This is a genomic window from Enterobacter sp. JMULE2, from assembly GCF_013337145.1.
GTDB lineage: Bacteria > Pseudomonadota > Gammaproteobacteria > Enterobacterales > Enterobacteriaceae > Enterobacter > Enterobacter mori.
The window spans coordinates 542126-568143 of sequence record NZ_SGWD01000014.1 but is presented as its reverse complement, the minus strand read 5'-3'; the positions used below and the strand labels follow the sequence as shown (position 1 = coordinate 568143).

The 26018-nt window shown below is 50.3% G+C and carries 36 protein-coding genes and 2 tRNA genes; 7 read left to right on the top strand and 31 right to left on the bottom strand.

The genetic code is table 11. The features are described 5' to 3' along the window. From EXW94_RS18045 to EXW94_RS18005, 8 genes are all read right to left on the bottom strand, one after another. Positions 1-1511, bottom strand: a 1511-nt coding sequence (locus EXW94_RS18045) for a ClpP-like prohead protease/major capsid protein fusion protein (RefSeq protein ID WP_174339215.1), incomplete at its 3' end; no start/stop codon positions are given. Then, entirely contained in the window at positions 1483-1734 is a 252-nt protein-coding gene (locus tag EXW94_RS18040) for a hypothetical protein (RefSeq protein ID WP_174339214.1), read from the bottom strand. The genes EXW94_RS18040 and EXW94_RS18045, both read right to left, overlap by 29 nt. 574 nt (positions 1735-2308) lie before the next feature. After that, complete coding sequence (locus EXW94_RS18035; RefSeq protein WP_174339213.1) at positions 2309-2515, bottom strand: hypothetical protein; 207 nt, start codon at positions 2513-2515, stop codon at positions 2309-2311. Positions 2516-2742: 227 nt separating this feature from the next. Beyond that, positions 2743-4152 (bottom strand): helicase RepA family protein, encoded by a 1410-nt coding sequence (locus EXW94_RS18030; RefSeq protein WP_174339212.1) that lies wholly within the window; start codon positions 4150-4152, stop codon positions 2743-2745. After that, positions 4149-4670, bottom strand: a complete 522-nt coding sequence (locus EXW94_RS28295; protein ID WP_254797788.1) for a DUF4222 domain-containing protein — start codon at positions 4668-4670, stop codon at positions 4149-4151. The genes EXW94_RS18030 and EXW94_RS28295 overlap by 4 nt, the downstream gene beginning before the upstream one ends. After that, on the bottom strand, positions 4667-4861 hold the full coding sequence (locus EXW94_RS18015) for a hypothetical protein (RefSeq protein ID WP_174339211.1): 195 nt from the start codon (positions 4859-4861) through the stop codon (positions 4667-4669). The genes EXW94_RS28295 and EXW94_RS18015 overlap by 4 nt, the downstream gene beginning before the upstream one ends. Further along, the gene (locus EXW94_RS18010) at positions 4854-5036 is read right to left on the bottom strand and encodes a hypothetical protein (RefSeq protein ID WP_174339210.1); all 183 of its coding nucleotides are present in this window, start codon (positions 5034-5036) and stop codon (positions 4854-4856) included. Before EXW94_RS18010 ends, EXW94_RS18015 begins: the two co-directional genes overlap by 8 nt. Then, positions 5029-5283, bottom strand: a complete 255-nt coding sequence (locus EXW94_RS18005; protein ID WP_174339209.1) for a host cell division inhibitor Icd-like protein — start codon at positions 5281-5283, stop codon at positions 5029-5031. Before EXW94_RS18005 ends, EXW94_RS18010 begins: the two co-directional genes overlap by 8 nt. 192 nt (positions 5284-5475) lie before the next feature. Between EXW94_RS18005 and EXW94_RS18000 the strand changes: the two genes are divergently transcribed. Further along, positions 5476-5850 (top strand): YlcI/YnfO family protein, encoded by a 375-nt coding sequence (locus EXW94_RS18000; protein WP_174339208.1) that lies wholly within the window; start codon positions 5476-5478, stop codon positions 5848-5850. A gap of 147 nt (positions 5851-5997) precedes the next feature. Here EXW94_RS18000 and EXW94_RS17995 read toward each other — a convergent pair whose 3' ends face one another. The 23 genes from EXW94_RS17995 to EXW94_RS17890 all read right to left on the bottom strand — a co-directional run bounded on the left by EXW94_RS17995 (position 5998) and on the right by EXW94_RS17890 (position 23394). Then, a complete protein-coding gene (locus EXW94_RS17995; protein WP_174339207.1) occupies positions 5998-6669 on the bottom strand; it encodes a BRO family protein in 672 nt (223 codons plus the stop codon). Positions 6670-6726: 57 nt separating this feature from the next. Further along, positions 6727-6963, bottom strand: coding sequence for an AlpA family transcriptional regulator (locus EXW94_RS17990; protein ID WP_174339206.1), 237 nt, complete (start codon positions 6961-6963; stop codon positions 6727-6729). Between the two features lies 1 nt (position 6964). Further along, positions 6965-8230 (bottom strand): site-specific integrase, encoded by a 1266-nt coding sequence (locus EXW94_RS17985; protein WP_174339205.1) that lies wholly within the window; start codon positions 8228-8230, stop codon positions 6965-6967. Between the two features lie 101 nt (positions 8231-8331). Continuing rightward, entirely contained in the window at positions 8332-9168 is an 837-nt protein-coding gene (locus EXW94_RS17980) for a phage portal protein (RefSeq protein WP_174339204.1), read from the bottom strand. Then, positions 9168-9380 carry a hypothetical protein gene (locus EXW94_RS17975; protein WP_174339203.1) on the bottom strand — a complete coding sequence of 71 codons (213 nt, stop codon included), beginning with the start codon at positions 9378-9380 and terminating at the stop codon, positions 9168-9170. The genes EXW94_RS17980 and EXW94_RS17975 overlap by 1 nt, the downstream gene beginning before the upstream one ends. A gap of 7 nt (positions 9381-9387) precedes the next feature. Further along, positions 9388-11466, bottom strand: a complete 2079-nt coding sequence (locus EXW94_RS17970) for a phage terminase large subunit family protein (protein ID WP_174339202.1) — start codon at positions 11464-11466, stop codon at positions 9388-9390. Beyond that, positions 11466-12005: a DUF1441 family protein gene (locus EXW94_RS17965; protein ID WP_174339201.1), complete on the bottom strand. Its 540-nt coding sequence runs from the start codon at positions 12003-12005 to the stop codon at positions 11466-11468. The genes EXW94_RS17970 and EXW94_RS17965 overlap by 1 nt, the downstream gene beginning before the upstream one ends. Before the next feature lie 490 nt (positions 12006-12495). Then, a complete protein-coding gene (locus EXW94_RS17960) occupies positions 12496-13113 on the bottom strand; it encodes a protease (RefSeq protein ID WP_174339200.1) in 618 nt (205 codons plus the stop codon). Between the two features lie 121 nt (positions 13114-13234). After that, complete coding sequence (locus tag EXW94_RS17955) at positions 13235-13501, bottom strand: hypothetical protein (protein ID WP_174339199.1); 267 nt, start codon at positions 13499-13501, stop codon at positions 13235-13237. A gap of 168 nt (positions 13502-13669) precedes the next feature. Beyond that, complete coding sequence (locus EXW94_RS17950) at positions 13670-14026, bottom strand: D-Ala-D-Ala carboxypeptidase family metallohydrolase (RefSeq protein WP_174339198.1); 357 nt, start codon at positions 14024-14026, stop codon at positions 13670-13672. 176 nt (positions 14027-14202) lie between these two features. Continuing rightward, complete coding sequence (locus tag EXW94_RS17945; RefSeq protein ID WP_174339197.1) at positions 14203-14805, bottom strand: hypothetical protein; 603 nt, start codon at positions 14803-14805, stop codon at positions 14203-14205. 364 nt (positions 14806-15169) lie between these two features. Continuing rightward, complete coding sequence (locus tag EXW94_RS17940; RefSeq protein WP_375336635.1) at positions 15170-15322, bottom strand: DUF3927 family protein; 153 nt, start codon at positions 15320-15322, stop codon at positions 15170-15172. Continuing rightward, on the bottom strand, positions 15318-15749 hold the full coding sequence (locus EXW94_RS17935; RefSeq protein ID WP_174339195.1) for a tellurite resistance TerB family protein: 432 nt from the start codon (positions 15747-15749) through the stop codon (positions 15318-15320). The genes EXW94_RS17940 and EXW94_RS17935 overlap by 5 nt, the downstream gene beginning before the upstream one ends. A 389-nt stretch (positions 15750-16138) precedes the next feature. Then, positions 16139-16708 carry a hypothetical protein gene (locus EXW94_RS17930; protein WP_174339194.1) on the bottom strand — a complete coding sequence of 190 codons (570 nt, stop codon included), beginning with the start codon at positions 16706-16708 and terminating at the stop codon, positions 16139-16141. Positions 16709-17246: 538 nt separating this feature from the next. Next, a tRNA-Thr gene (locus EXW94_RS17925) sits at positions 17247-17322 on the bottom strand. A gap of 2 nt (positions 17323-17324) precedes the next feature. Next, a tRNA-Ile gene (locus EXW94_RS17920) sits at positions 17325-17400 on the bottom strand. Positions 17401-17926: 526 nt separating this feature from the next. After that, on the bottom strand, positions 17927-18730 hold the full coding sequence (locus EXW94_RS17915) for an antitermination protein (RefSeq protein WP_174339193.1): 804 nt from the start codon (positions 18728-18730) through the stop codon (positions 17927-17929). Continuing rightward, complete coding sequence (locus EXW94_RS17910; protein ID WP_174339192.1) at positions 18727-19587, bottom strand: helix-turn-helix domain-containing protein; 861 nt, start codon at positions 19585-19587, stop codon at positions 18727-18729. The genes EXW94_RS17915 and EXW94_RS17910 overlap by 4 nt, the downstream gene beginning before the upstream one ends. Then, positions 19587-20561 carry a toprim domain-containing protein gene (locus EXW94_RS17905; protein WP_047364217.1) on the bottom strand — a complete coding sequence of 325 codons (975 nt, stop codon included), beginning with the start codon at positions 20559-20561 and terminating at the stop codon, positions 19587-19589. The genes EXW94_RS17910 and EXW94_RS17905 overlap by 1 nt, the downstream gene beginning before the upstream one ends. Then, positions 20558-22174: a DEAD/DEAH box helicase gene (locus tag EXW94_RS17900; protein ID WP_174339191.1), complete on the bottom strand. Its 1617-nt coding sequence runs from the start codon at positions 22172-22174 to the stop codon at positions 20558-20560. Before EXW94_RS17900 ends, EXW94_RS17905 begins: the two co-directional genes overlap by 4 nt. 112 nt (positions 22175-22286) lie before the next feature. Next, complete coding sequence (locus tag EXW94_RS17895; protein WP_174339190.1) at positions 22287-22655, bottom strand: hypothetical protein; 369 nt, start codon at positions 22653-22655, stop codon at positions 22287-22289. Between the two features lie 240 nt (positions 22656-22895). Continuing rightward, on the bottom strand, positions 22896-23162 hold the full coding sequence (locus EXW94_RS28290) for a hypothetical protein (RefSeq protein ID WP_254797789.1): 267 nt from the start codon (positions 23160-23162) through the stop codon (positions 22896-22898). A 19-nt stretch (positions 23163-23181) separates the two neighbouring features. Next, complete coding sequence (locus EXW94_RS17890) at positions 23182-23394, bottom strand: Cro/CI family transcriptional regulator (protein ID WP_174339189.1); 213 nt, start codon at positions 23392-23394, stop codon at positions 23182-23184. 108 nt (positions 23395-23502) lie between these two features. Between EXW94_RS17890 and EXW94_RS17885 the strand changes: the two genes are divergently transcribed. The 6 genes from EXW94_RS17885 (at position 23503) to EXW94_RS17860 (ending at position 25986) form a co-directional block, all read left to right on the top strand. Next, the gene (locus EXW94_RS17885; protein ID WP_174339188.1) at positions 23503-24201 is read left to right on the top strand and encodes a LexA family transcriptional regulator; all 699 of its coding nucleotides are present in this window, start codon (positions 23503-23505) and stop codon (positions 24199-24201) included. A 194-nt stretch (positions 24202-24395) separates the two neighbouring features. Next, the gene (locus tag EXW94_RS17880; protein WP_174339187.1) at positions 24396-24704 is read left to right on the top strand and encodes a hypothetical protein; all 309 of its coding nucleotides are present in this window, start codon (positions 24396-24398) and stop codon (positions 24702-24704) included. Between the two features lie 111 nt (positions 24705-24815). Next, positions 24816-25037 (top strand): hypothetical protein, encoded by a 222-nt coding sequence (locus tag EXW94_RS17875; RefSeq protein WP_174339186.1) that lies wholly within the window; start codon positions 24816-24818, stop codon positions 25035-25037. 191 nt (positions 25038-25228) lie between these two features. Then, positions 25229-25432 carry a hypothetical protein gene (locus EXW94_RS17870; RefSeq protein ID WP_174339185.1) on the top strand — a complete coding sequence of 68 codons (204 nt, stop codon included), beginning with the start codon at positions 25229-25231 and terminating at the stop codon, positions 25430-25432. Beyond that, the gene (locus EXW94_RS17865) at positions 25413-25781 is read left to right on the top strand and encodes a hypothetical protein (RefSeq protein WP_174339184.1); all 369 of its coding nucleotides are present in this window, start codon (positions 25413-25415) and stop codon (positions 25779-25781) included. The genes EXW94_RS17870 and EXW94_RS17865 overlap by 20 nt, the downstream gene beginning before the upstream one ends. Continuing rightward, complete coding sequence (locus tag EXW94_RS17860; RefSeq protein ID WP_174339183.1) at positions 25774-25986, top strand: hypothetical protein; 213 nt, start codon at positions 25774-25776, stop codon at positions 25984-25986. Before EXW94_RS17865 ends, EXW94_RS17860 begins: the two co-directional genes overlap by 8 nt. Positions 25987-26018 lie beyond the last annotated feature (32 nt).

Sequence of the window (26018 nt, the reverse complement as noted above, 5' to 3'; positions counted from 1 at the left end):
GTCTCAACGGAAAGAGCACCTTCAACAAAATTTTTGTGCTCGGCACTGAACAGAGGATAACCATCAGACATCGCGGCGTTAGCCATCAGCACTTCATAAACCAGATCGCCAACCGTAGCTTTCGCTGCCCTTCCCATCGCCTGGGGAATGGTGGACAGCACAGAAAGATCGTCATTGATAATGCTCTGGCGGTCGATGCTGAAAAGCTCGCCATACGTTGCAAGAATGATGCGCTCACCACGCTCGCCAATGGTCGCGTATTTGTATTCAGCCCCCGGGCGAACTTCACGCAAGCGCGGGAAAGTATCAAGCCCCACACGATGCCCCGGCTTAAAGTCCGGCAGGTTGCCCGTGCGCGTCCACTGGTCAAACGTCTCCGGTGAGTCATTCCAGCCAGTAAGAACAGACTTGTTCGCCACGTCTCCAAGAATCTGACCAAAATCGCTTAACGAGTGAGTGAACGCCATACCTACCATCTGCACGGTATTCATACCGCTGATGCTGATATTTCGATCCCGAAGTGATGCGCGGGCAAGCTCTTTCAGGGAGTAGCCGGTATAGCGGTTGTCTTTCTCTCGCTGAGCAATACCAATGCGCTCCTCAATAGAAGCGCGTATAGAGTCACCGACAAGATTACCGTTAGTAATATGGGCAAATCCCCCGGCAATTGATTCTGTTCCTTTCGCCATTTCCTGTAAAAAACCTTCTCTGGCCTGAGTTAAATTAATTTTTCCGCTAATCAGCTGCTGGCGCAGTTCCACCGAATCAAACTGCGGGAAAGAAGCGCAGCTATCCAGAAAAAGAAGCACCCCCGCAGCATCATCAAGCGAAATCCCGCCCATGTCGTAACGGGCTTTTACCTGATCAACGTCCGGTGACTCAGCCTTGCGATGCTTCGAAAAAATACGTGAAACATCATCCGGGTTATCACTGGCCGGGTTATTAGTGAACATGCTTTTTACTGCCTCTGGCGCGTTCTGGAAGTTCGCCAGCGATGCGTAGAACGTAGCACCGGAAAAAGCATCAATGCTTTCAGACGGGTAGACTTCATCAACAAAGCCTTTTTCTTTGGCTTCGTCTGCTGTCATCCATGTTTCTTCGTCCATCATGGCGCTGATTTCGTCTTCCCCGAGCCCTGATTTTTTTGCATACGCGGCGATCATCTGTTTTTGCGTTGCTTCCAGAAGATCGGCGTTTTTCCGAAAATCTTCGGCACCACCACCAGCCACAGACCATGGATTATGGATCATGTACCAGGCGTTAGAGGCCATAACCACGCGTCTTGCCGCACACGCAACCACCGTAGCCATAGAAGCGGCGATGCCATCAATGCGAGCAGTCACGTAGCCAGGGTAACGGCTGATAGCGTTAGCCAGCATAAAGCCATCTGACGTGTTACCGCCGGGTGAATGAATGGCGATAGTCAGGGGTAACTTTCCCGCCTTAACGATGTTCGCAGCAAGCGTTTTTGCTGATTCGGCATTAATGCCGTCGTATAACGTCAGTTCCATGGTCAGCCTTACGCCTGCAAATCATCTTTTTGTTTTCAGGTAGCCCCAGCGATTTACGCAGTGCCATACGCGCCAGCGCCCCGAGAGATGGAGCCATGGCCAGGCCGTTAAATCCTGATGCGTTCAGTTCATCAATAATCTGTTGGCGACTACGGTTCAGCGCCAAACTCAGCTCAGTATCTAACTGAACGGTAATGCCCTTCGGTTTTTGTTTTGCTACCACAATTGAAGTCCTGTACTGGTTAAAATCACATAATCAGTATTTACGGTTAATTTTTATTATTCAACCATATTTTTAGGTTAATGGTGCACAGGCATAAAAAAACCGCACGGAGGGGGGCTTGAAATCAAGCTCACCTAAATGCCCGCTACCAATAGTCGATGACGAAAAGAGAAAGCATATCCTGCAAAATGGACGAAACCATACAAATCAGACACTTATTAATGAGTCTGGGTTGTATAGTGCGGTGTGCTGGTTTTTACATACCCGATTTTGGGGGGTGTAAATCACCTCTGGCGTAACCAACTTATTTCCTCGTCTTCCTCACTTTGGGCGAAAAAACCGGGCATTGCACGGCGTGTTGGCTCTCCTGAAAATTATAAAAAATAAGAGCTCACTCCGCGCACGGAGGGGTGATGGCGAATTTGAAATGCGCCCGTTCAGGGAGGTCCGTACGTATTACGTCGGAACTTAAAATTAGGGTTAATGGTGCACGGGCATAAAAAAACCGGGCGTTGCCCGGCGTGGTGGTTCTCCTGAAAATTTAGGAGATTGAATCGTGGGATAAACAGGCTGGCTAGATCTCTTCCAGAGTCTCAGCCACTCCCCGGATATACATACCAATCTGATCCAGCATTGCCGTTTTCATGATGTCACCAATAAGCCCAGGGTTTGCTTTGGCGTACCCCTCACCGAACAGCGAATCAATATGCGTAATCGCTTTCTCCATCAGGCATGTTGCAGTAACAAAAGCCTGTCTTTCTACCTCTTGAGCGTCCAACATTTAAACCTCTCTGATTAATTAAATTTGCCGCGCCTAGCGCATTTATTGCCGCTTTCATTTGCGCCGCAGAATAGTGCGGCGTTTTCAAAGTGGTGCGCACAGCTAAAAGCCAGTAATGGCGCGGCTTTCAGACCAACAAACCATCGTCACCGCACTTTCTCCAGATATATATGGAAAAAGTGCGCTTTTCAGTTGTTTTAGTGGCTTTAACCGCACCAGCCGCACATTTACCGCGAGTTTTTGCACGTGATAGTAATGTCACCAGCGCTATCTACAGAAATAAGGTCATCGCGCACCAGCTTATCAAACCATTTGTGGAATGATTTTCTGGCCTTGTCGCCAAGCATTGCCTCCATGTCGTCACGCAGTACCGCACGGTTGCACGGCTCGCCTTTGGCCTTGCGGCTGCGGATTGACTGCCACAAGGTGGCGTGGTTTTCGCTCAGGTGTTTAATGCCCTCCAGCTCAGGATCAACGCCCTGCGGCTCCCGCGGAACGTCACGCACCACCAGCGATGAAACCGTTTCGCCGTCTCTGTCCTGGAACAGATCCAGCTCCGCCAGGTCAAACGCCGCTTGTTTCGGTTCCTCAGCGTCTTTCATCTTCGTGCAGGTCAGCACGATAGCGCCGCCCTCCCCCTCGCGCCTTACGCTAAATTCTGCATCCAGAGCCGCCCTGAACGCGCTGGAGCCGCGAGCGCCTTTGGTGTCGTCCTTACCGGAATGATGCACCACCAGCAGCGTAGAGCGCGTCGCCTGTTTGATGCGATCACACCCTTCGATGAATGCCCCCATGTCCTTGGCATCGTTCTCGTCATTGCCACCGAAACAGCGCGCCAGCGTGTCCAGGATGATAAGGCGGATTGGCTGGCCTGTTTTCCTCTCCACGTCTCGGGCAGCGTTAATCACCTGGCTGATATCCTCAAAGCGAACCGGGAACACAGGACGATTGACCAGATACAGATTATCCAGCTTAAGCCCGTGTTGCTTCTCCCATGCCCTGATACGGCGAGGAACGCCGATACCACCCTCACCGACGACGTACATCACAGAGCCAGCGGAAACCGACTTTCCAGCCCACTTCATCCCGGCGGCAATGTGGCACGCCCACGATACCGCCAGAAAGCTCTTGTAGGAGCCGCTGGGCCCGTAAATGCTGGTCAGGCTCTGCGCCGGGAGATAGCTTTTCAGCGTGTAATCCTGCTCAACGTCGAATCCGTCAGATCCAACGCTCAGCGGCAGCGTGTGCGCGTACTGGCTGTTCTCCTCGATGCTCTGGCGCTGGCGGTCAAGGAAGTCGCCCCAGTCCTCCGGCTCATGCTCAGCGCTGCGGTACATCCGCGCCTCTACCACGCCAGCGGCCGCCAGGCGCATCGCCACATCACTGATTTGCTGTTCTGTGATATCCCCGGCCAGAAAGACGCGGGCGCGGTAACGGCCATCGTCAACCACCCGGATGTTGTGCAGTTGCGCCAGCTCGCGGCCACTCAGATAGACGGGCGGCGTTGTGTCTCCCGATTTTTTGCCCTCGCTCTCGATCCAGTGTCTGGCGTGCGCGTATGCGTCAGCCCCGGCGAAAATAATCGCTTCGGTATATTTGTCTTTCGGCAGAGCCTTAACGTTAGGTGCGTTTTTCATTTCAGTCCCTTATCCCATCCGTCAGATCCAACACTCAGCGGCAGCGTGCTGCGAATCTCAGCAATGCGGCGTTTAACTTTTTCCCTGGCCTCAGCCTGGCTTTTCTCCGTCTCTTCCGGCAGGTACGTAAATTCATTACTGAACCGGTATCCAGAGCAAACGCATTCGTTTTCATACCCGTCACGGACGTATGTAATACGGGATTCAGTAGCACTCTTTACCGTGATTTTTTCACCGTAGTTATTTTTCCAGCGGCTGTGATCCTCGATTTTTGGCTGAGCGATGCCCTCGGGCTTAGCCCGATTAATTTTTTTGACCATGTTTTTAATATCTACTGCTTTTTGCAGGTGTTCTTTGGATTTATATACCAGGCTGTGTATGGCGGCCACGCAGTTACATTGGTGTTCGTCACCTTTGCCGAGGCATTCCATCCAGATTTCCAGAATAGCCAGCGCCTGATCGCTGTAAGCCAGCGCATTTTCAGCCTGGTTCAGAACTTCAAAAGGAACCCGTCTCATTTCGTATCTCCTATACCCAGCTCGGCGATTAATGCCACGCGAATTTCGTGGTTAAAATCACAGGCGATTGAAATCAAATCCACCAGCACCGGATGGCATTCTTTATTAGCCCTCTCCAGAATGATTTCGAAGAGTGAGGCAGCCAACGTTGCTTTATATTCTGCCTGGTCAAGGCTGATTGGCTCACGCATTTTGCGCCCCCTGAATAAAAGTGATACGCACGTGTTTATAGCCCGCTGCCTGCGCCAGTTGCTGCGCTGTTGTCCTGGCTTCATCTGCGCTTGCGCTGGTCATTGTGTAATGAATGCCTACCGTGTGACCGCGCTTGTTAACGCCGTATCCGGCGACATGGAAGGTTTTACGCATGGCGCACCCCCACCAGCAACCAGCTGTAATTGTCCTCAATGAATTGGCAATTCAGCGGGCTGGCCGTCCTGATTTTCGCGGCGAACGTCAGATCCCACGATGGAAACGCGTCACGCGCTGCCTCTTCGGTGTCTGCCTGAGTGCGCAGAGTGACAGGCTTACCCGTCCACTCCTCGCCCTTAGGCTGCCCCAGAAATAGCCAGGTGAATGCCGGCCGTCCTGTTGTGGTAATATTGGCTGTAGCCATTATCGTTTACTCCTTTCGTTGATGGTTAGACGCCCGGTTAGTGTTTCCGCACTGCCGGGCTTCGCGTTTTCGTAGTACCATTCACCTCAATGGTGTGTTTCATGCTATTTTTAAATGAAACACACGTCAAGACTTTTTTGTATTTCTTTTTTGGTGTATTCTGAAACACACCAAACCAGAGGAGTACTATTCATGGCAACGCCAAATAAAAATGCCAAATCACAGTTAACAACCGTCCGCGTCCCCCATGACGTAATGGAAGGAATGGAAGGTGTTAAGCAGGACGGAGAAAGTAACGCCGGATTCATCGTTACCGCCATGCGCGGAGAGATCGCCCGCCGACAACTGACGCAGAACGGCAGCGAGAAGGTTATGTCAGACCTTAACAGCGCACTGGATACCCTCGCGCACATCGAAGCGGCCAGCGCCAAAGCAGGGAAGGAATTGCAGGAAATAGTCAGCTCTGCCCGGCAGCAGCTCCAGCAGCTGCGCCCCGGCAGTGAACCACCAGCAGACAGCAGCCCCGCCCCAGATACCCGCACCACAAAACCGCGATTAATGAGATGACCGGACAGCCCTTGCAGCAATGCAGGGGCTAAATCACAGGCAGATCCCCGGCACCACGCCCAACCACCAGCAAACAGAGATAAAACACTGCGCTTTCACAATCGGCGTTATTTCCTGCTTTCCACCCGCTGACGATACCGTCATTTTTCAGCGAAATATCCTGCTGAATGGGTGTTCTAAATCGCTTGATACACGCCGCTTTCCCCTGGTAGAATCGTCTCTGCTATTTGAGGACTGCACATCCCCCAAGGAAAGCTCAGGCTGATATTCACGTATCAGCCTTTTTTCTTCCTCCGCCAGCTTCCGTTTCTCCCTCCTGCATTTTTGCAGCGCCTTGCCCTTTTTGCTGGCGCTTATCGCGTACTGCTCTTTTCGCCGGGTAAAATCCTGCAGTTCACCCCACGGGATGCCATAACCACCCGTTTTTCTGATACCCGGTATCACGTTCCTGAATACCCAGTTAGTAAAGCGGTGCGGGAATGTGTCAGGAACGCTGGCCTTACGGCACCTTACGATCAGTTTGTAAAAGCCAGATTCGGATATTACGTTCACGGAAGGATTGCCCCGGCCTGAATGAATACCCTGAATTGAAGTTAGGGTATTCTCGTCAGCATCCAGCGATCTAACCGCTTTGGTTGCGTTTCCGATATCGAGCGCAGAGCACACATCGGCAGCCACAAACCACGGCTCGCCATTCAAGCGCAACACGCGAATATTGACACCCTCAAATCTCAATACCGCCAGATCGGCGCATTCTGGATGTGGGCTGGCCTCTGCACGCGGGGAACCCTTACCGCTCAAGGTAATATCTTTCTTCATTCTTTGTTTCCTTAAAAAATAGACATAAAAAAACCCGCACAAGGCGGGTTGTTCGCTTTACTGCTTTGCTTTCTGCTCTTCTTTCCATCCCGGATGCCAGTCACCACGGATCCACGCCTGTATCTCCGCGAGACTCCAGCCAACGGCCTTTGCACCAAGCTTTCTACGCTTAGGGAATTTTCCTACCTTCTCCAGCCGCCAGCGCGATGTATGCGCCAGGCAAGTTAGGTATTTGCATTCATCTTCACGGATAACGCGGTCTACGCCTGACAGGTGATCGAAATTTTTTTCCATATTAGATGGCCTCTCTTCTTATAAAAGTTACATTTGAATTTTCATTAATTAAACCCTCAATATATGTTAACCACATATCTAAGGCCTCTTTCTTTTTTTGAATATATCGACTTCTGTTATAAATCCCTGAAACCCCTTTTATCGTATGCCCGAGCAATTGCTCTATAGCAAAAAAATCAGCCCCCATTTCATTTAAGCGAGTTGAAAGAGTTCGTCTGAAATCATGAAGTGTCCAGGGGTTATCCCCTCCAAATGTTACTTTATTATACCGCCATACAAATGTACTTATATTTCTCTGATTATCCAGACGACCTATAATATAATCATTGCCTTTATTTTCTTCATAAAATACTTTTAAAAATTTAAGTGCCTTTTCAGGAATCGGCCTGTAAATTTCCTTCCCGTTCTTACTGTGCTCCTTAGGTACAATCCAGAGCATATCTTCAAAGTTCCACTCTGACGGATGGGATAGCCTGGCCTCACTCAGGCGGCAACCAAAAATCAGGCAGATTAGTAAAATCCTTCGGATGTAAATCTGTGGCACTAAACGGCAACTGTGTACGTTTTCAACATTCAGCAATTCATCATTAAAGAGATATTTGCCAACCGTTTTTAGCTCTTCGTCACTCAATACTCTTTCTCTTTTTTCCGGGAAAGACCCAACATCAGTTACTTTTAAATCACTCAGGACATTCGAATGAGCAAATTGCCTTACACGGCAAAATTGCAGGGCTTGTTTAACGTCTAAAAAAATATAAGCTGACATTGTCGGGGACTTTCTGCCCAAAGCATCAAATACGCTTAACCATGTTTTAATAGTGCTACGTTCAAGCGGAATATCGCCTATTTTAGGATAAATATGTAGTTTGAATCGGTAAATAGTATCTGTATGTCGTTTGCGTTTAACACATGCATAATTTTCGTACCAGTAATCCAGTGCCTCTTTAATTGTGACAGGCCTAAGCGTTTTCTCAGCAGTGATTTTCATTTCAATGCGTGGATCTCGATTATCAGCTAACCATGATCGGCACTGATCACGTTTTGCCCTGGCAAGCTTTAGCGACATGTCTGGATACTTACCCAGTGTTAATGTTACTGGGCTGCTCTCTCGCCCACCAAGCCGATAAGAAAACACAAAACTAATCCTTCCGTTCCGGCTTATCCTCAGTGACAGCCCCTTACCATCAGCAATGCACTTTTGACGTTCAAGCGGTTTACCACACATAGCTTTGAGCGCCTTATCGCTAAGCTTATTTTCTGCAACCATAATCCCTCACTTTTAATACACACTTTAATACACAGACCTTTGCAATCGTTGAAATCATCGGCATATCGTTGAAATGGGATGAAAATAAAAATCCATAACTATCAAAAGGTTAAGTTAAAAACTGAAAGCGTGTGAACCATTAAAAAATAACGAGAGACATAGTAACTTTTTATATCATCAAGACGCTGCAGGACACCGGCAAATATGGACACCCCCCGCACCTGATGAAGTCGCTTGCGCACAGCAAGGTGCAAAATGCGATCGGCTGGAATGATTTTGGTCTGGCTGGAGCCGAGCCCGCTCTGTGGATGGAACTTATAAACGTGATACCCTACGGGGCGATTCCAGGCGTTAACGTTGACGCCCATTATGGTGTTGTAACCATCGCCGGTGCCGGTAAGATTCAGTGGTACAAAGTCAGCCTCCAGCATTTCAAAGGTAAACCTGACGTCGCTGTGATATTCAACGCCTTTAACCGGGCCGCGAATAAGCTGAGCAAAGACCTCCCCATCGCGTACAGCAGAGCGAAGCATCAGGCGCTGCGCCTCAGCCAGACTGAAGCAGCCGGTGACTTCCGGCGCTTCCGCCCATTTGTCCCATAAGCGGGCAATTTCGGCTGCAAAGTCTTCATGCACTTTACCGTCGGGCGTCAGTGGCTGGGGCTCTATCTGGATCCCGCGAGCCCCTACTACACGTTCTTCTAATTTATCAAGTATGCCAATTGCCAGGTCATGGTTCTCATCCAGCCATCGGGCCTGCTCTCGAATGGATGCGCCGGCGGCAAACACCGCCGTGTTCGCGCTGCGATTTTCGCGCCTGGCAGAATGCGTTCGGGACGGTTTCGCTGCTTCATATGCCTGGACCTGCATTTCCGAACGCAGTCTGCTTGCCGCCCATCCGGGAGATATATGCCTGATCGCGCGGGTTAAAATATTCATCATTCCCCCGTAAATTTCACCAGTGAAAACGGTCTGGACTTTCTTTTGGCAGCGGCCAGTTTTCTGTCCCACCTGTCCAGCTCGGCTCGGAGCGATGACAGGTTTTGCATCGTTATCCCTCGCCCGTCTTTATTAATGCTCTGGGCTTTGAGGGCGTTCTTATAGGCACTCAGTGCGCTATCGCGCATCGCCTGAATTTCCGCGATAGTCATATTTCACCTAAATGAGTCTGGGTTTTTTCATCGGTGCGACAGCACCGGAGCTTGTTTCGGTTTTTTCTGTCTGACTGGCAGCAGCTTTGTCTGTCCTGTCAGTGGTTGTGATGGCGGTCAGGTGCTGTGGCATCGCCCAGACCGGAGGGTTGCTCCAGTCTTTGATGCGCTCATAGCCACGTAAAATGGCCAGGGCGTGGCAATAGCAAAAAAGATCCAGCGCCTCATTGGGCCCCTTTCCGGGCTTGCTCCATTTGCCGTTCGCCCCCCGCACCTCGTAGGTAAGCTCGTCGTAAAACCACTCGCCGATCCAGTCGGGGAAATGAATAAATCCCGGCCCCTCGGTTTCACGCTTGAGGTTGTTATGAATACCGTCCTTGAGTCTGTCGGTCTGCAGCAGGTAAACAGGAACATCGCCCCTGGCCCCCGCCTTGCGATCGCTGCGACTGGTGTTGTCAGGGTAGGTTCGGGTAATGAGTTTCGCGCGGGCAGTGCTGTCTCCCTTAAACAGGTAAACACGTTTCCCAAGCCCGTTTCGCTTACATCTGCGCCAGAATTTATAGGCATTGTCCGTCACGCCATCCTCCCCCCCGCTGTCCACCGCCATCGCCAGCACCGGCATGGTGCGACGCGGATCGGTTTCAAGTGCATACTCCTTTTCAAGGACATCGGAAATCAGCACATCCCAGTCCTCAGGATATCCGCCAGGCTCAATGGGCTGCGCTTCGCCATCGCTGCTGCAGCGAAGTGACGTTTTTATGTTGTACCGATCGATAAGCCAGCGCTCGCCATGCTGCCCGTAACCCACAATCTGGACGACAAAGCGCCGATGTTTTCCCCCCTGAACGTCCACGGATGCCAGGAGAAAGCGCACCTTCGGCGGAACGAGCCGCTTTCCGTAGCGCTCGGCACGCGCCATAAGCTCGTCACTCTGACGCTGATCAACAGAAGAACGCGGCAGATAGGGTTGCCCCCAGTCGGTATTGATGACGGTCTTCAGGGTCTCTTCACTGCCCGTTGCCTCGTATTCCTGCTCGGCCGTCAGGCGTTTGTAGACCAGCTGGGCAAGCGTCTGGTAAGCCGCAGCCGGGCCCTCCATCCAGAAACTCGCTATTCTCGAACGACGCGGCGTCCCTCCGCGCACACCGTCTGGTGTAACAGTCTCACCTTCACGTAACCACAGACCGCGGCCATTGAGCTCACGCTTCAGCTCTGGCGCGATACGACCTGCACAGTGCGGACACTGAATATATGCGGCCTCACTTGCCAGCACCGGATCGCTTATTTCCTGATAGCCGGTCACCACATCACCAACAGGCTGAAAATATTTTCCGCAGTGCGGGCACGGCCAGTACCATCGGCGACGATCGCCACGGTTATAGAGGGAGAGTATGCCCGTCGCTGGCGGCGCTTCATGTGGCGTGCTGCGACGCCACTTAACATCAGAGATGTCTCGCCCCGGAGAGCTTTCCACCAGCGTCATACCGCTGGACATGAATGTGGTGGTACGCTTCGATGCGAGAGAAAAGGCATCCCCTTCACCACCGATATCAACAGGAAATCGATCGTAATCGGTTAGTGCCACAAAGCGATAATCGGACGAGGACATAATATTTACCGATGGCCAGCCAATTTTCAGAAAAGAGCCATCCCGGAAGGTTTTGTCATGCACGTTATTGTCGTTACTGCGCGGACTCAGCCTGGCCTTTACAGCCTTGCTGCTTCTGAATGTTCGGTCCAGTCGCTTTTTCGAGTGCTCGCGGGCCTTATCCTCGGTCATCTGAACAACCAGCATGTCGGAGGGATCACAGACTATGGTGTAGACAATCCAGCCGTCAATAAGGCCAATCGTCTTCCCTGTTCTCGCCGGCCCGACAAATATCACGGCATCGTATTCACGGGAGGCCAGGCAATTCATGGGCTCGATAACATAAGGCGTAAGGTGCGGATCCCAGTCAACGGAGCTTCCAGCTCCTTTTGGGACGCGCATGTACTTTTTAACAGCATCCGCAACCGGGATTCGCCGCGGCGGGGAGAAGCCCCATGAAATGTCCCTGCCTATATTCGGGGCTGAAGAAAAAATCATTACCCCTCCTCGTCGGGTTCACCTCCATCATTATCCATTAGCTCTGCTGCACAGGCGGCATAAGTTTTTTCCTGCAGCATATAGCGCAAATCATCAATAGATTTTTGCACCATGCCCACTGCCTGGGGCATCAGGCCACAGTCACGCTCAAGAATATCCGGAATGGTTTCGAGAACTTGGACGACTGCTTTTCGCATCGAAGAGTAAACAAAAACAACCTCATCAACAGGGACCAGTTTTCGCTGCTCCTTCTCAAGCTTGAGTCGCTCATTTTCTGACTGATACCAGTCCTTGCGGGATTTCGGATCCATCTGAGACGGATCATGAATACTTTCAGGACCAGCCCGCTCGCTGCCACGGAACAGCGCTGGACCGACATTTCTGAGTGCATACACCGGATTACCGCGCACCGTTGCGGCAACAGGGATATTGGCCTCAAGCAATCGGCGTTTAACAGCTTTTCGATCCATGCCAAACGCCTCGGCAATTCTGGCGACGCTCCAGTTATACACGTCGCCAATATTGCTGACATCCGTCATTACCCACCTCCACAGCACAGGTGAAAATTTATTTTACTTCTTATAATCAATTAATTAGCATCTGGTCTAATGTCCTGCCGAGGGTCTGACGGCACAGGCTTGAGATTTATTTTCGTAGAAAATACATACACTTGCACTATATGGTGGTGTCCCCATGAAAATTCAAAAACTAGCCGTTCCCCGCGTGTTCCCGCCCCCCGGTTACTCAATGTCGCCAGGAGTACCTTTTAAATTCTGGTCACCACGCCGATAGCGCCACTCTTGCTGACATTTTTGTAGCGCTACGCCCCCATATGACCGTTGGAGGTGTTATGGTCATTGATTCTCCTGCAACAACGGTATGCCCACGAGCATTAACTGGTGGCTCAGTGTCGGCAGACACAAACTCAATCCGACCAGCCTCAGCTGTAACAAACGAGGTGTTGATACCGTCACTCAGTAGCCGCCATTCACGTCCCAGCGTATAAACCCCAGTTTTTAATCCCATCAATTACTCCGCGTTAACCTGGCGATAAATACGCACAGATACTGATGTCAGGGTGATTGTCGCGCCGCTGTCGTTTTGCAGGCCAACAATGACGCCCTCTGTTGTGAACGGGTCAGCCGCTCCGGACGTGTGGGACTCCAGCACCGAATCACGGTTATCAATGCTGTTCCCGCTCGTCTTGCTTGCGTCCGTAGAGCCGATGATGGTCGTTCCGTTTGCACGGCGCGTCTGGAACTTCCATTCACGAGCAGTACCGGATGAGCCGCCGACCGTTCCGGTAATTCGAAACGAGAAGGTCACGCCTGATGGCTTTGTTTTTGCCGGCAGCTTTGCCACACCAGCAGCAACTGTTACGCCTGCAGTTCCACCCGTCTGCTGAGTAATGCCAGCGAGGGAGAGGAAATTCAGAAACGCGGCGTTGGCTATGTTCTGGCTGCCCGTCCAGTTGAAAATATCCAGCAGAAAAGTATCGGCAATGGGCGCTGGCGTTCCGGCAGGACCAGGTGGGCCCGCGGGCCCAGTTGCGCCGGTGTCACCTTTTGGCCCGGGTGGACCAGGCGGCCCTTGAGGGCCAGGCGCACCAGAGCCACCGCCTCCCATACCGCCGGGAATAATTGCCATAACAGAATAATCCTCTGAGAAATGAAGTTTTGCCGCGTGGCGCCATAAAGGCTTGTGCTGCTAAATGTGGATTTTGAAGATAATAATTATCAAGCCCACCAGCTGATGGGCTTTGGAATGATTACTCTTCGACTACAGCGCCTGGCGGCAAATCAACACAGCCGAACACTGGCGAACCAGGGGAGCGCTCGTCTTCTACGGCCAGCAGTTGCGACTCGGAATACCAGCGCGTGGTCGCACATTTATCGGCAGCCTGGTAGTGAATGAAATACTGATTTTCGTCACTACGGTATTGAGCGCGAGCCTGTACCTCTCCCCATTCGTCGCTGATACGGATATTCACCAGCTGACCAAGGTGAAATTTAAAATCTTTTGCTCTTTTTTGCATTTGCGTCTCTCTTAAATGAAAAAGCCCCGCATTAGCGAGGCATGTTTAGAATTTTGTGCTGAGTTGTGAAATATATTGCCGGGAAAACCCGATAGCACACCCCATAAAAACAGATCGTTTATGCTGATTTTTCTGTTGGCCATCGTGACGCGGCAGCAGAAAATAAAATCACCCTCGCCAGCGCGCTTTGACCTGGCGGACATCAATGTGCGTAAAGCTGCTGTAGCGGCCGACACCGTAGCGGTCCGGGTATTTGCGTTCGAGATAGTCGGCCACCAGCGCCGGGGTACGACCAGAAACAACGATGTCAGCAGCGATACCCTGGACGTGCTGGGAGTTCGGTACGCCACCCACCTTCGCATTATGCTTTTCGCAGCGGCATCCGCTGTTTATTTTCACCGGCGTGCCGAAGTGCGTGCGCACATCTTCCAGCACCGTAATGAGCTCAGGAGAAACGGTGTCGAATCCACAACCGCAACGACATGCAAACTCACTCCTGCTGAAGTGCTCGCTTAAATCACCCACAATTCAATCCTCAAAATCACAAAGAAATGCCAGAAGCAAAAAAAAGACAGCCATCGAGAGCAGGAAAGAGAAAAGCATGCTGATCATCTTCCGAACTCACCATAGCGACCTGATTATTAAAACCCACATGACAATCGCGAAGGCGCAGACAACACCCCAGCAAATCTCTTCAACCATCACTTAATAATCCTCTCCGCAGCATCCCGGATACGCATCTTCACGTAATCCTCATTTTCTGGCTGCTCAGCAAATCCTACTGCCAGCATACCAATCATCGTCCCGAACTGAGGAGGGATAGCTGCAGCACATACCCATTTCACCCCCGCTTCGCGCGCCGTCTTTCCAACTACGGTATTTGCCACGTGAGGCCAGCATTTCGTTTTGCTGTTTATGAGCTCGATTATCTCAGCCGTAAGCTTTGACTGGGGCCTGAGGGCAAGGTCTCCCGTCCCCTCCTGATTTGTCAGGCGCTCATTACGCACACGAACAAATAACGCCCTGCGCTGGTTGCTCTCAAGGTTGACCGACCACACCGCCGCACTGAGCGCAGTAGTATCAGCCATCAGCGATGTGACCTCAGGCTCTACGCGCTCCTCATCAATACGCGGATTGCCAAAGCTCGCCATCGCCCAGAAGGCAAGCTCCCGCCGGTAATCCCATACCGCGTACCCGGATGCGCAGAACGTTACCAGCACCATAAAGATAATCAGCTTCTTCCAGGTGTTGACGTAGCGAATGACCGCCAGCGCGCGGCCAGCCTCTTTTTGTGTTTCGTCCATAGGGTTCCGTTGTGCCATACCGGCACTCCGGCGGCGTTAGTTGATAAATACTGCCCTCACCAGTCCCCGGAGCTGCTGTTACTGCAGGATGATGAGCCACTGTCATAACTGCTGCTGGAACTGGATGAACCGCAGTCGCTGCTGTGGTGTGAATGGTGATGCGTGGTTACATCATCAGGCGCGTTAAAAATACTCGCAGGACTTGCTGGATTTAATGGGCTGAATGGGTCGCGCAAATGATTGTAAGCCGATGAAGATCCAGAAGAGGACACCACTGGTTTGCCAGAGCCTTTTTTCTCGTCTTTTTCTTCTTCTTTAATCCAAACATGATGAAGCCTCAAAGTAAAACCAGCCCGAAGGCTGGTTATTTTTCGGGTTTAACCAGCGGCCACATCACAATGACCACCATCGCCACCAGCACGCCATCGGCAAGAACCGACATCAGCTTACTGGTGAAATCGACCATCACCACCAGCGCCAGCAGCAACGCCGCCAGCACCAGTCTTGCCTGATTAATCAAGGTACGTCTCCAGACGCAGGCCCAGACGGTTGGCGATTTCGTCCAGCACTTTCTTCTCAGATTCCTGGATATCGCCATCCGCTTCGGCGATCGCAATCGCCGTCACCAGCACATCTTCAGCTTCACGCTGATCGCCTTTACAGTCTTCAATCTCACGATACGCTGCCAGGCGGCCAACTTTATAGTTAGCATCGAGCTGCGCGATGATGGTCTGGCTAATACCCTGAATCTCAGAAGTGAACGCGCCCAGCACCGGATTAGCGCGAAGAACCTGATCCACGGCCGCCTTTTCCACGTTAGAGCACTCGCCATCGGCATACGCCACCAGCCAGGCCGCATTAATCACAGCCTGAGCCAGATCGCGTTTCTCAAATTTCTTTACTTCAGCTACTGCTTTACGTGCTTTTTTACCAAAACCAAACATAGTGACCTTCCTTTAGTGGTGAGCCTTACGCTCAGAGTGGACAGCCCGCAGATGTAGTCACACTGACCACTGCTAAGGCTCACCCTGAAAGACTCTGCGGTTGATGTGCGCCGAGCGTGGCGCGGGAATAAAAAAGGCCCACAGAAGTGGGCCAGGCTTTCGCCACCAGATCGTGTGGCGGCACTTTCTTCTATTTGCTATCGTGACATCGCCAAATAACCACGTAACAAAGAAGGAGTTACTTTTGTCAGAATCGAATAAGAAACCACAGGAAAATAGCCAGTCAGCACAACAAAATAATCAGCCAACCCAGCAATCCAAGCCAGCACCAGAACCTTCACGGGATTTGAGCACTCGCTGGATGGTCGTAAATGATTCCATGGATGAATTTACGAGAAAACGTAAGTAATTACCGAAACGATTGTTGATAATATCGGGGTAAGGATTGTCGCGATCCTTACCCTTTCAAGCTCCCTTCCAAGCCTCTCATTTTCTTTTTTTGCCACAGAAGCAATGCCATCAAGACCACGTAACCTGTATCGCCTCAGAATGCTCAGGGTGTTACGCTTTCCCGTGTAGCCATGGCTTTCAAAAAAAGCGTAATCACCGTCGGTGAAGCCTTTATAGCCGTCATGGTACAAATCGTACGGCCTTGAACATCCCAGCATCCTTTTTCTAACCCCCAGCACGCGAACCACGAGATATGCCGCACACAGAGACCAGTAAACAGTAAACATAGCCAGACCAGAATAAAGATAAGCCGGAGTTTCCTTTTGGGTTAGCAGCAGAAATGACGAACCGATCCCCACTATCAGGATACTAAGCAGCTTTTGCGCTGCGTCTTTGTTCAATGCGTTGGACTGGAAAATTTCTTTAATGCAATTCTCGCCATGCATCTCAAGGTAATTAAGGAGATCATCATCTGCATCAAGATAGTGCTCCTCGGTATGTCTATCCATTACACCCCCACAGGCCTTGCTGATGGTTATCACTTTAACCCACCCGGCCCGTTTTTAAAATTTTGACCTGGATGAATGGAAACAAAAAGCCCCGGCGGATGCCAGGGCTGAGATTAAAATTGCAGTGGTGGCTGGCGTCGATAGTGCCAGCGTTCAGGGCCAGGCGGTTAGCAGCATAACCTGTCTAATGATCTCGCCTCGTTCGGTACGTTTAAAGCTTGTCCCGCACTGATATTTATTCAGCCGTATCGACCTACGGATTCACCACAAAGAAAAGGCCACTCACCAGAGCGAAATTTGTTTCAACCAACCGTGAATGAACATCAAGGAGATCATCAGGGGATCTAAGTGACCTTTTCTGTTGTGTACAAACAATACAACCCCGCAGGAACGAGGTTTAAATGGAAACGCTTTCCCACCACTCAGGTTAAACCATCATCGCAGGCAGAAAAGCAAAATTTAGAGCTAACTGGGGGAATTGAACCCGCATCATTAGCTTGGAAAGCTGAGGTAATAGCGATTATACGATGACTGCATTTGGTGCCGACTACCGGAATCGAACTGGTGACCTACTGATTACAAGTCAGTTGCTCTACCTACTGAGCTAAGTCGGCATTGGTGGCCCTTGTTGGGATTGAACCAACGACCTGGCGATTATGAGTCGCTCGCTCTAACCACTGAGCTAAAGGGCCAAAGGTATTGCGGTGCCGGGTGCCTCCCGGTGCGTCATTGTTAGCAATCAATTGACGCGCATATACATGGTCGAGATTAAGATAAATTAAGCTAAATGCCCCTCCGCATAGGGGGATTCACCGCAATTGAGATGGCGCTGCAGCATTGCCGCCAGACTGAAGGACGCATATCCACCATTTACCGCAACGCCATCTCAATTGCGAGCGAAGAATATATATGTTTTCCGTGGAAAATAACGCATACAAAACCAATTCACTTGGATAAAAAAATATATCAAAAGATAACTTTTAGCAGGTGAGTCGGCGCTAATTAATTATCATCACGTAGAGAGAATTACATCGCCCATTTCTTACAGTGCTGCCACTGAAAGCATCTATGGTTGAATTGCATCGAGCTATGCGCGGGTAATTCCGACACAAAAAAACCCGCTCGGAGGCGGGTTTGATTTCGTGTAGGCGCAATAACCTACGATTTGAAGCATACATGACAAGTTCGGACAAAATCAAGCTTAACGTGGCTAATTTGCTAAATTTTGTTCACATCATCACGAAAGCTCGTTGCGTCCTGAAACGCGGAGTCTGCTTTTTGTTCTTCTCTGTAGCAGACGTCGACAAGTCCCTCCAGAAACGGTTTCCAGTTACGTGTCCACGTTCTGACGTGCAAATCCGGGACTCGCTTCAGTATCGCTTTATAGGCTGCAGTAGACGGCACCCCAGAAAATCCATTTCCGCTGCAGCGCTCGCAGGTTTTAAACACCGGCGCGCCGCGCTCGCTTGTGGCTTTGCGGTCGAGCACCTCACCTTTACCGCCGCAACGGCATCGGGCCAGCAGCTCACCTTTACCGTTACATGCCGCGCATTTACGCTTGACCAGTTCGTGCTTGATTTTCGGTGGTACGATTTCCATTCCGTCAGAGTTGAAGACTCCAGGATATTTGATCACATCTTCATACTGAGAGGTTAATCCGCTGCCGCCGCAGCTGTGACACGTCACGCTGGTTTCCGCTGAACGGGAGTATTCGGCAAAGGCGAATTGTGCGAGCACCAGCATGCACCAGCCAAACTCGCCTGCTGCTGCTTTACGTACATTCCTGGGCGCTGATTCCATTGCATGACGCGCCAGAGCCTGTACAGCCAACTGCTCATCGCTTTTGCTGATCCCGGTCTTACCAAAGAAGGCAGCCAGACCAAACCGCGCTCGGCTGCTGGTGGTACCAATGGCCGCCATAACATCGGTGCCAGTGATACGATCCGGAGAGGTTCCTTTCACGTCGTCGCTGATATGCATGCCCTGAGGGCTAAAATGTTTAAGCGATGCCTCCAGTTTCATTCTTCACACTCCCCCACCAGGTTAAGAATCACCGCCGCGCCGTTGTTTTCCATGTATTCTGGTTTTTCACTATCGAGGAACCAGCGGCAGACCTCAACGGCCTCGGCTCGGGTCACTGGCTTGATGGTTGTCAGCAATTTTTCGAGATAGCGCTCGCGGTCGTTAACTGATTCGTGATGCTCGGAGTAGCCATATTCATAGCCGAGTTCCTTGCCTGCGGTATTGCGAACGCTGTAGAGCCAGTCCCAGTAAACAAACTCACGAACAACATCAGACAGCGTATAAGGCTCAGGCAACACATCGCGATATCCATCAACAAATACCCGACGCAGTTCATCAATTTCGTTCATGCGGCTGCCGTTAATGCTGCCAGCTTTATTCTCGGCCAGAGTCCAGCCCCAAAGATGATCGTCGATAAATTTCGGGGAAGACTTGATTACTCGCTCGGCTTCCACATCTTCGAGAGCTGCCTCATAGCTGCCGAACGTGGCCCTGACTGATGCTGCTTTTTTGATGTCCTCCCGGGCGTTCCTGATTGCCTGTGCCGGGTTATCCATGCCGATGGTACCGAAAGCAACCTGGAAAGGATCGCCACCATTCGCCAGCAAATAACGCGCGTAACGTTCCTCGGCCTCTTTTGGGGAGATTTCAATTTTCTCCAGCGCGGCTTCGGCTGCGTCCAGATGTGCGGGTTCGTTCAGACGGATCACCTCCAGCACCCAAAGATAAGCGTCAGTTTGCTTATGCCCGGTGATTCTCCGTTGCTCGGGCAGAGGCTTGATGTTTGCGAGGGCGGAGCTGTGCGCTGCCGTCGGGATGGTGAATAGTGCTTTATGTTCGTTGTTATCAGTACGCATTACGCAGCCGCCTTTTTCTTGAAGAAAACCACCTCACGAACCTGATCGCCGTTCATGAGCATGTCGTTAAAATCCCCGTTATCCGGGTAGTAGATGCTGATTTTTTCCAGGTCATTTTTTGCCAGTAAGTTGGCATGAGCGCATTCCGTGGCCGCAGCCAATCCGGTGGCGCTGTTGACGTCTCGATCTGCGAAAATAATCAAATTCTTCACACCTGCAGGAACACGGAATTTCTTCATGAATCCGCTGGTCATGGTGGCCCAGGTGTTAACGTTGTACAGCTGCTTGCAGGAAAGAGCCGTTTCGATACCCTCGGCAATTCCGAGGGTCGTCGCTACCGGGAACATGCGAATAGCGACGGAACGGGCATGATCCAGATAGCTTTCGTCCTGAAGAGATTTCTGGCGCTTCGCTCCGGCAGAATCCCTTAGTTGGGCTTTCCGATTACCGTCCAGTAAGGTTCTGTGCAGATAGCAAAGCTCTCCTTTGTCGTCAGTTGCGAGTGAATACAGACACTGGTAAACCTTACCGCCGTAGCGTTGTTTATCATTGAACTTCACTGCCTCTTGTGGGAGCTGATAAATTCCCCTGGCCTGCAGATAATCCGCCCCGGTAGTTCCTTTCAGGTTGACCAGTTTCGAAAATTTGGACAGAACCCGATCACGGGCGCTTACTGCATCTGAAGTGCGCGGGAACGCTTCGCGGGTAAAGTTATTACCAATCAGCTGGTCTATTTCCCTGCAAATTTCATTGAATGGCTTCCCTTGTGTCAGAGTGACAAGCTTCATTCCGTCACCGCTGCCGCAGGTACAGATCCATGTTCCCCGGCCGTCCCGGTCATCAATACGCAGCTTTCCCCGCGCACCACATACCGGACATTCGCCTTTAAAGTGATTTCTGGCATTAATGGGAGGTAACCCGAAGTGCTCAAAAATCATTGCCCATTGACCTTTTGCCGCTTCTGCCGTCTTCATGCTCGTTTTCCTAACTGCTGTTTGATATCGCTAATCGCTTTCTGTGCTTGCTGTACTGAGGATGGGGCTGCCGTGCCTGATGCTTCCTGCAGGCGCTTGGCCTTCTCCTGCCCTTTCGCATACGCAATCAATTTGTGCCGGATGAAATTAGAGACAGTCGGGGTGATCTCCATCGGGAAATCGCTTAACCCGTTAGGCCACTCGTCAAACCGTTCGCGAAAGGTATTTGCGCACCAGCCATCGCTGACGGGCTTTTTCCCCTGCGATACGCGCTGGCGCTGATAGAATTTGATCTGACTCCACCAGGCCTGTTTCTCTGCCTTAGTGGGCTGATGCTGGTTTTTACCCAGCTTTTTGAGTTTGCGGCCGGTGTCGGTATCGACGTCCTCACCACCGAGCGGTTTATGTCCACATTTCGGGCAGACGTACACACCAGCGGGTTTCATGTAATGACATTGGGAACATTCATGTGGAAGCTTTTCGGCCCGTTCCTGAGCTGCACGGCGCGCGCTTTCCTCCATACCATCAGACTTGCCGGGAAGATCGTCATACTCGATAGAATCCGGATAGCCCAGACGGTGCACGGTTCCGCTGTGATCGAAGATGAGGCAGGACTCTTTACCCGGTGCGGTACGCAGGCCACGCCCGAGCGCCTGCAGCCATCGAATTTCGCTCTTTGTTGGCCTGGCGTAGATGATGCAGCGAACATCACTATCGAACCCGGCAACCAGAACGCCCACACTCACGATGATTTTCGTTGCGCCGGTTTCAAAGCGGTGAATGATGGTCTGGCGCTCATCAACTGGAGTGTCGGCGGTCATGACCTCAGCGTTAACGCCAGCATGGTTAAACTGGATTGTCAGAAAATTGGCGTGGGCTACGTTGACGCAGAACGCGATGGTAGGCAGATCCCGGCCATTCTCTAGCCAGTTCTGAACGATGTCGCCCACCAGCGTAGAGCCGCACATGATTTCAGCCAGCTGCGTTTCGTTGTAATCACTGCCGTATTCCAGCGATGATTTAGTTTTAACGCCTTTCAGATCCGGCTTAGTGGGCGCAAAAAACTCATATTTGCTCAGGTCCCCGCGCTGGATCAGCTCGCCGATGGTGGTCGGTTTAATCAGCCGGTCATAGTATTTACCCAGGAACGGAGAAAATGGTGTTCCGGACAAACCAATGACTTTTACGCCACCGGCGCGCAGGCGCTCAATATCCTGCAGAATTCGCTTTTTACGCAGATGCGCTTCGTCAATGATCAGCAGATCGATATCTTCCGGAAACACACGACGAATCAGTGTGTCGGCGCTGGCAATCTGGATTTTCAGAGACGGATCGTAGTTCGGGTGATCCGCCCAGATATAACCGATCTCATCACCCGGTAATCCGTACTCCACAAAGCGGTTAGCCGTCTGGCCAATCAGGATGGTGTACGGAGCGCAGAACAGAACACGCATACCGCGACTGACAAACCCGGCGACGATGAAGGCCGCCAACCCAGTTTTGCCACTGCCCGTTGGTGCGTACACCATGAAGGTGTTATGCGCCTTCCAGTCACGCCGCAGCATATTTAGCGCGCGCTCCTGGGCAAAATTTGGCGTGATCGTCAGCTGCATTGTGCGGCTCCCGTGGTGATGAGATAATAAATTTGTGATGTGGTTTTCATGGATTCCCCCTCACATGGCTGGTGGCCTCCCCAAAGGCTGCCAGCCTCCCTTCTGATTCAATTCACTTAAATTTCGTCGCCCGGATGATGTCGATTCCGCCTTCGCTGTAACGCAAAGGGTGCTTTCCGTCTTTGAGAAGAACGAAACCAGACATCCCTGCAGGCAGTTCGCACAGTTTCATCAGCGAGCGGCTGCGAGGTGTGCGTTTGTCAACTTCGATGGCACACTGCTGGCCATCAGATGAAGTCACCAGGCAATCGATAAACCCCTTACGTCCACCGCCGACGCTGACAGTGAAATTGCGCTGCAGGTGGTATCCCTGAGCCTTGATTTTCTTTTGCATCACGTAGTCGAAAATGACTTTGTCATCGGACCGGATGAACTGCTCTTCCAAGAGAGCGATTAAATTTTGCTTCAGGTCTGTTTTCATTCTTCCCTCTTTGTACTAGCTGAGTGATACGGGCATTTTTTAAAACCAGGCCCTAGATCGAGATCTACCTAACCTATGTGCCTGTCTGTTGGAAAAGCCTGTTCCAGTGCTTCGCACTAACACACAGGCACTCCTCCCCCTCCCCTCCTCTCATTTAATTGCGCCCGAACCACTTAACTAGTACACGGATGCATTGAGAATTGGGATTCAGCCACCGGGCACCTTTAAGCCCGGCATCACTCAGGAACGTAGTTGTGTTCCTGCCAGGGGCGGCTGAGTTGTATACCCCTGTAAAGCTCTGCCGTGATTCCTCACGAACATGCGAAGCCGTGTATTTGCTTCATGTCTTGCCCGATTCTCCTTGCGGTAAGAAACCGGTTCGGCGTCGAACGTTTCCTGATACACCATGGCATAACGTTGCATTGCCTTTTGTCGTGCTGATGGTGCAAGGGTAAGTAGTTGCTGCTTAATCCAGTCCGAATCGGCCTGAGTGTGCGCTTCTGGCATCCTTGTGAGGACGCTGTTTTCAACTGGCGGATACACAAGAATCGTCTCTTCGATTACATGGGAAGGACTTAATCTCCTCTGCCGTAACCTTTCCATCGATGGAAATGGTCACTACAACATTCCGACCATTTCTGATTGCCTTGCTTATTGCGCTTTGCCTCACGCCAAGCTGACTAGCCGCCTTGAGCTGACCAACTTCTTCGGCGAAGCTTCTCAAAGTTATCTTTCGCATTTATCACCTCCGCAGAGAATATAACTCGCGGTTGTTATAATTGCAACACCGGCGGTTATTGCTTTATATTCTCTGCGGTGATAATTTTGACTCATAAGGAGATTCAACATGAAGAAAAAACCGTTAACAGCTGACCAGTTACAGGATGCCGAGAGGCTGAAAGCTATTTACGACAGCAAAAAGAAAGAGTTGGGTCTTTCACAAGAAATTCTTGCTGAAAAGCTAGGTATTAGTCAGAGCGCAGTTGCACAGATTTTCGCGGGTAAAAACGCATTAAACTTGAAGAGGGCCATAGAACTCGCGGAGATCCTGGGGGTTCCTGTTGAAAAGTTTAGCCCTACGTTAGCAAGTGAGGCGCAGGAACTGACACGCTCCAACGTAGCTTTTGCTGGCGCTTATAAGCCTGGGAATAAATATCCTGTATTGAGTAGCGTTCAGGCAGGTGCGTGGTGTGAAGCTATAGAGGCTTATGCGATAAAGGACGTTGACCAGTGGTTAGAATCTGATGCTCACATACAGGGAGATGCTTTCTGGCTAAAAGTTGATGGCGACTCCATGACCGCTCCGATGGGAATCAGCATCCCCGAGGGTACATATGTTCTGTTTGATACAGGTCGAGAAGCCCATAATGGTAGCTTAGTTATCGCCAAGCTTGAGGATTCTAACGAAGCTACTTTTAAAAAGTTAATAATTGATGGCGGACAAAAGTATCTAAAGGGCTTAAATCCAGCATGGCCTTTGGTCCCTGTAAATGGGAACTGTCGTATCATTGGCGTAGCGATACAAACGACTATGATGCTGGTTTGATCTATCAACTACGACATGCTTATAAACCCGGTTCGCCGGGTTTTTTTTCGACCTAAATTCGATTCGAATCAAAAAATAATCCCTTATCATTCAATTTCATAACCGCTAATTATTTTTAAATATAACTCGCGGTGTTTACAAATTAAGAACCGCGAGTTATATTGCATTCATCGGCAAACAACGGAGCCAGTGAGATGAAAAGCGCAGATTCAGTAACCCAACAAATTGACAGCCAAATCGTTATCGAAAAATTAAAATCTTCTGGAGCGAATTGGAGCTATTTAAAGATTGCTCAACCTCATCAGGATGGCGCTAACTTCGAATTCATCAAACTATTCGAAGAAGAAATTGAATACGCTCTCTATGAGCGCCAAGGTCTTTATTTTGTTTTGATTGACTTCTTCAAATCTTATGAAGAAGCAGGTGAATATGCGAAAAAAATCATTAATAGCAAAAGCTCATTAAAAAGTATTTTCTCAGCCTTCATCACTATAACATCTTAAAAGGTGAGGACGCACTCACCTTGAGGAAAGCCAAATGCAAACTTTACTTTCTTTTAATAAGCCAATTAAAACACCTCAAATGTTATTTGCCGCTGACTGGCCGGAGAATAAATGATGAATGACAAATCAATCACCCTGGACAAAGAAGAAACCAGCAGAACAATTCTTGAATGGTCGCATGATGTACGCTGCTGCTCATGTTCTTTATGGATTCTTTTGGAACAAATGACTAGCACGGAAGAAGAAAGGGAGCATGCTCTTATTACTCTAGTAGTTCAGACGTTAGAGAAATTGAATAAAAGCATTTGCGACTTCGACGCCTATAAACTTTAAATAACACAATGCATTTAATTACGCCTTAACTGGTGTGGCTTCCTGCAACCTGAAAACAGGATGGTTTTAAAAATGACATTCATCAAAGACAAAGCTGCGTATAAAACAGCGTTGGTTATCTTTATTAATTATGGTGAAGAGTACCGCCATATCGCTGACCTTTTCATGCGCAAAGCTTACGGGGTCTGAATATGCTCAGCAAAGATAGCTCTATAGAAACAGCAAAAAATACAGCCGGTAACCTTTATCACTTAATGGAACTAATCAACACAAACATTATTGATATGGATATTGAGCAAATAATTTCCCTATCTGGCCTCTGCCTTGATTTATCAGCTCAGGTTTCAACATGGATGGATTCGGAGTTTGAACGCCGTGAAAAACAACGTAATTGAAACCTATCGACGCAGAATTTTAAAAGCAGCGCTATTACGCCACCAACGCAAAACAGGCAGTAACTGCCTTGTTATTAAGCTGAATAAAGGCGGTATTAAGACGGTCGAGTTAACAGAGATTTTACTTGATGGATTATTACGAAAATTCGAAAGGCTCGCGATCAGTGAGTACGGAAATGTCGAAGGCGTAAAAGCTATTAAGGGAATTTACAGCGGCTCTGTTGATGTAAATGGCAGCGGTGAGTTCCTGACAGAAAGCGGAAAGGCATTAATCGACGATCTCATTGCTGAGCTGGTCGAGCATGTAAAAAAGAATACACCGATTAAACAGGAGGCATCTCATGACTGAAGTTAATTATTCGGTGGAGCACGCCACATTTGAAGTAGTGCTGACCATCGAGAACGGGAAGGTGATAGACACGCGCCGGGTTTGTAAAGGAGAAGTTACCGCTTCGTTCGAGACTTTTTTATGGATGGCTGAACGCGCCGGTTACACGATCACCCCACCTGCAGGAGAGAAGGACAATGGCCCTGACAGCAATACGAATTCCTGAGTGGGTACACCTGCAGGCGGTCCATGTACTCC

Excerpts from the sequence above, each read along its gene's own strand:
- EXW94_RS17975 (WP_174339203.1), bottom strand. The coding sequence starts at position 9,380 with ATGACTATCGCGGAAATTCAGGCGATGCGCGATAGCGCACTGAGTGCC.
- EXW94_RS28295 (WP_254797788.1), bottom strand. The coding sequence starts at position 4,670 with ATGAGACGGGTTCCTTTTGAAGTTCTGAACCAGGCTGAAAATGCGCTG.
- EXW94_RS18015 (WP_174339211.1), bottom strand. The coding sequence starts at position 4,861 with ATGCGTGAGCCAATCAGCCTTGACCAGGCAGAATATAAAGCAACGTTG.
- EXW94_RS17880 (WP_174339187.1), top strand. The coding sequence starts at position 24,396 with ATGAAAAGCGCAGATTCAGTAACCCAACAAATTGACAGCCAAATCGTT.
- EXW94_RS17860 (WP_174339183.1), top strand. The coding sequence starts at position 25,774 with ATGACTGAAGTTAATTATTCGGTGGAGCACGCCACATTTGAAGTAGTG.
- EXW94_RS17900 (WP_174339191.1), bottom strand. The coding sequence starts at position 22,174 with ATGCAGCTGACGATCACGCCAAATTTTGCCCAGGAGCGCGCGCTAAAT.
- EXW94_RS17960 (WP_174339200.1), bottom strand. The coding sequence starts at position 13,113 with ATGGCAATTATTCCCGGCGGTATGGGAGGCGGTGGCTCTGGTGCGCCT.
- EXW94_RS17965 (WP_174339201.1), bottom strand. The coding sequence starts at position 12,005 with ATGACGGATGTCAGCAATATTGGCGACGTGTATAACTGGAGCGTCGCC.
- EXW94_RS17930 (WP_174339194.1), bottom strand. The coding sequence starts at position 16,708 with ATGGATAGACATACCGAGGAGCACTATCTTGATGCAGATGATGATCTC.
- EXW94_RS17955 (WP_174339199.1), bottom strand. The coding sequence starts at position 13,501 with ATGCAAAAAAGAGCAAAAGATTTTAAATTTCACCTTGGTCAGCTGGTG.
- EXW94_RS17910 (WP_174339192.1), bottom strand. The coding sequence starts at position 19,587 with ATGCGTACTGATAACAACGAACATAAAGCACTATTCACCATCCCGACG.
- EXW94_RS18010 (WP_174339210.1), bottom strand. The coding sequence starts at position 5,036 with ATGCGTAAAACCTTCCATGTCGCCGGATACGGCGTTAACAAGCGCGGT.
- EXW94_RS18005 (WP_174339209.1), bottom strand. The coding sequence starts at position 5,283 with ATGGCTACAGCCAATATTACCACAACAGGACGGCCGGCATTCACCTGG.
- EXW94_RS17895 (WP_174339190.1), bottom strand. The coding sequence starts at position 22,655 with ATGAAAACAGACCTGAAGCAAAATTTAATCGCTCTCTTGGAAGAGCAG.
- EXW94_RS17935 (WP_174339195.1), bottom strand. The coding sequence starts at position 15,749 with ATGTTTGGTTTTGGTAAAAAAGCACGTAAAGCAGTAGCTGAAGTAAAG.
- EXW94_RS17875 (WP_174339186.1), top strand. The coding sequence starts at position 24,816 with ATGATGAATGACAAATCAATCACCCTGGACAAAGAAGAAACCAGCAGA.
- EXW94_RS17980 (WP_174339204.1), bottom strand. The coding sequence starts at position 9,168 with ATGAATATTTTAACCCGCGCGATCAGGCATATATCTCCCGGATGGGCG.
- EXW94_RS17890 (WP_174339189.1), bottom strand. The coding sequence starts at position 23,394 with ATGCGAAAGATAACTTTGAGAAGCTTCGCCGAAGAAGTTGGTCAGCTC.
- EXW94_RS17985 (WP_174339205.1), bottom strand. The coding sequence starts at position 8,230 with ATGGTTGCAGAAAATAAGCTTAGCGATAAGGCGCTCAAAGCTATGTGT.
- EXW94_RS17990 (WP_174339206.1), bottom strand. The coding sequence starts at position 6,963 with ATGGAAAAAAATTTCGATCACCTGTCAGGCGTAGACCGCGTTATCCGT.
- EXW94_RS17995 (WP_174339207.1), bottom strand. The coding sequence starts at position 6,669 with ATGAAGAAAGATATTACCTTGAGCGGTAAGGGTTCCCCGCGTGCAGAG.
- EXW94_RS17905 (WP_047364217.1), bottom strand. The coding sequence starts at position 20,561 with ATGAAGACGGCAGAAGCGGCAAAAGGTCAATGGGCAATGATTTTTGAG.
- EXW94_RS17885 (WP_174339188.1), top strand. The coding sequence starts at position 23,503 with ATGAAGAAAAAACCGTTAACAGCTGACCAGTTACAGGATGCCGAGAGG.
- EXW94_RS18000 (WP_174339208.1), top strand. The coding sequence starts at position 5,476 with ATGGCAACGCCAAATAAAAATGCCAAATCACAGTTAACAACCGTCCGC.
- EXW94_RS28290 (WP_254797789.1), bottom strand. The coding sequence starts at position 23,162 with ATGCCAGAAGCGCACACTCAGGCCGATTCGGACTGGATTAAGCAGCAA.
- EXW94_RS17945 (WP_174339197.1), bottom strand. The coding sequence starts at position 14,805 with ATGGACGAAACACAAAAAGAGGCTGGCCGCGCGCTGGCGGTCATTCGC.
- EXW94_RS18030 (WP_174339212.1), bottom strand. The coding sequence starts at position 4,152 with ATGAAAAACGCACCTAACGTTAAGGCTCTGCCGAAAGACAAATATACC.
- EXW94_RS18035 (WP_174339213.1), bottom strand. The coding sequence starts at position 2,515 with ATGTTGGACGCTCAAGAGGTAGAAAGACAGGCTTTTGTTACTGCAACA.
- EXW94_RS17970 (WP_174339202.1), bottom strand. The coding sequence starts at position 11,466 with ATGATTTTTTCTTCAGCCCCGAATATAGGCAGGGACATTTCATGGGGC.
- EXW94_RS17915 (WP_174339193.1), bottom strand. The coding sequence starts at position 18,730 with ATGAAACTGGAGGCATCGCTTAAACATTTTAGCCCTCAGGGCATGCAT.
- EXW94_RS17870 (WP_174339185.1), top strand. The coding sequence starts at position 25,229 with ATGCTCAGCAAAGATAGCTCTATAGAAACAGCAAAAAATACAGCCGGT.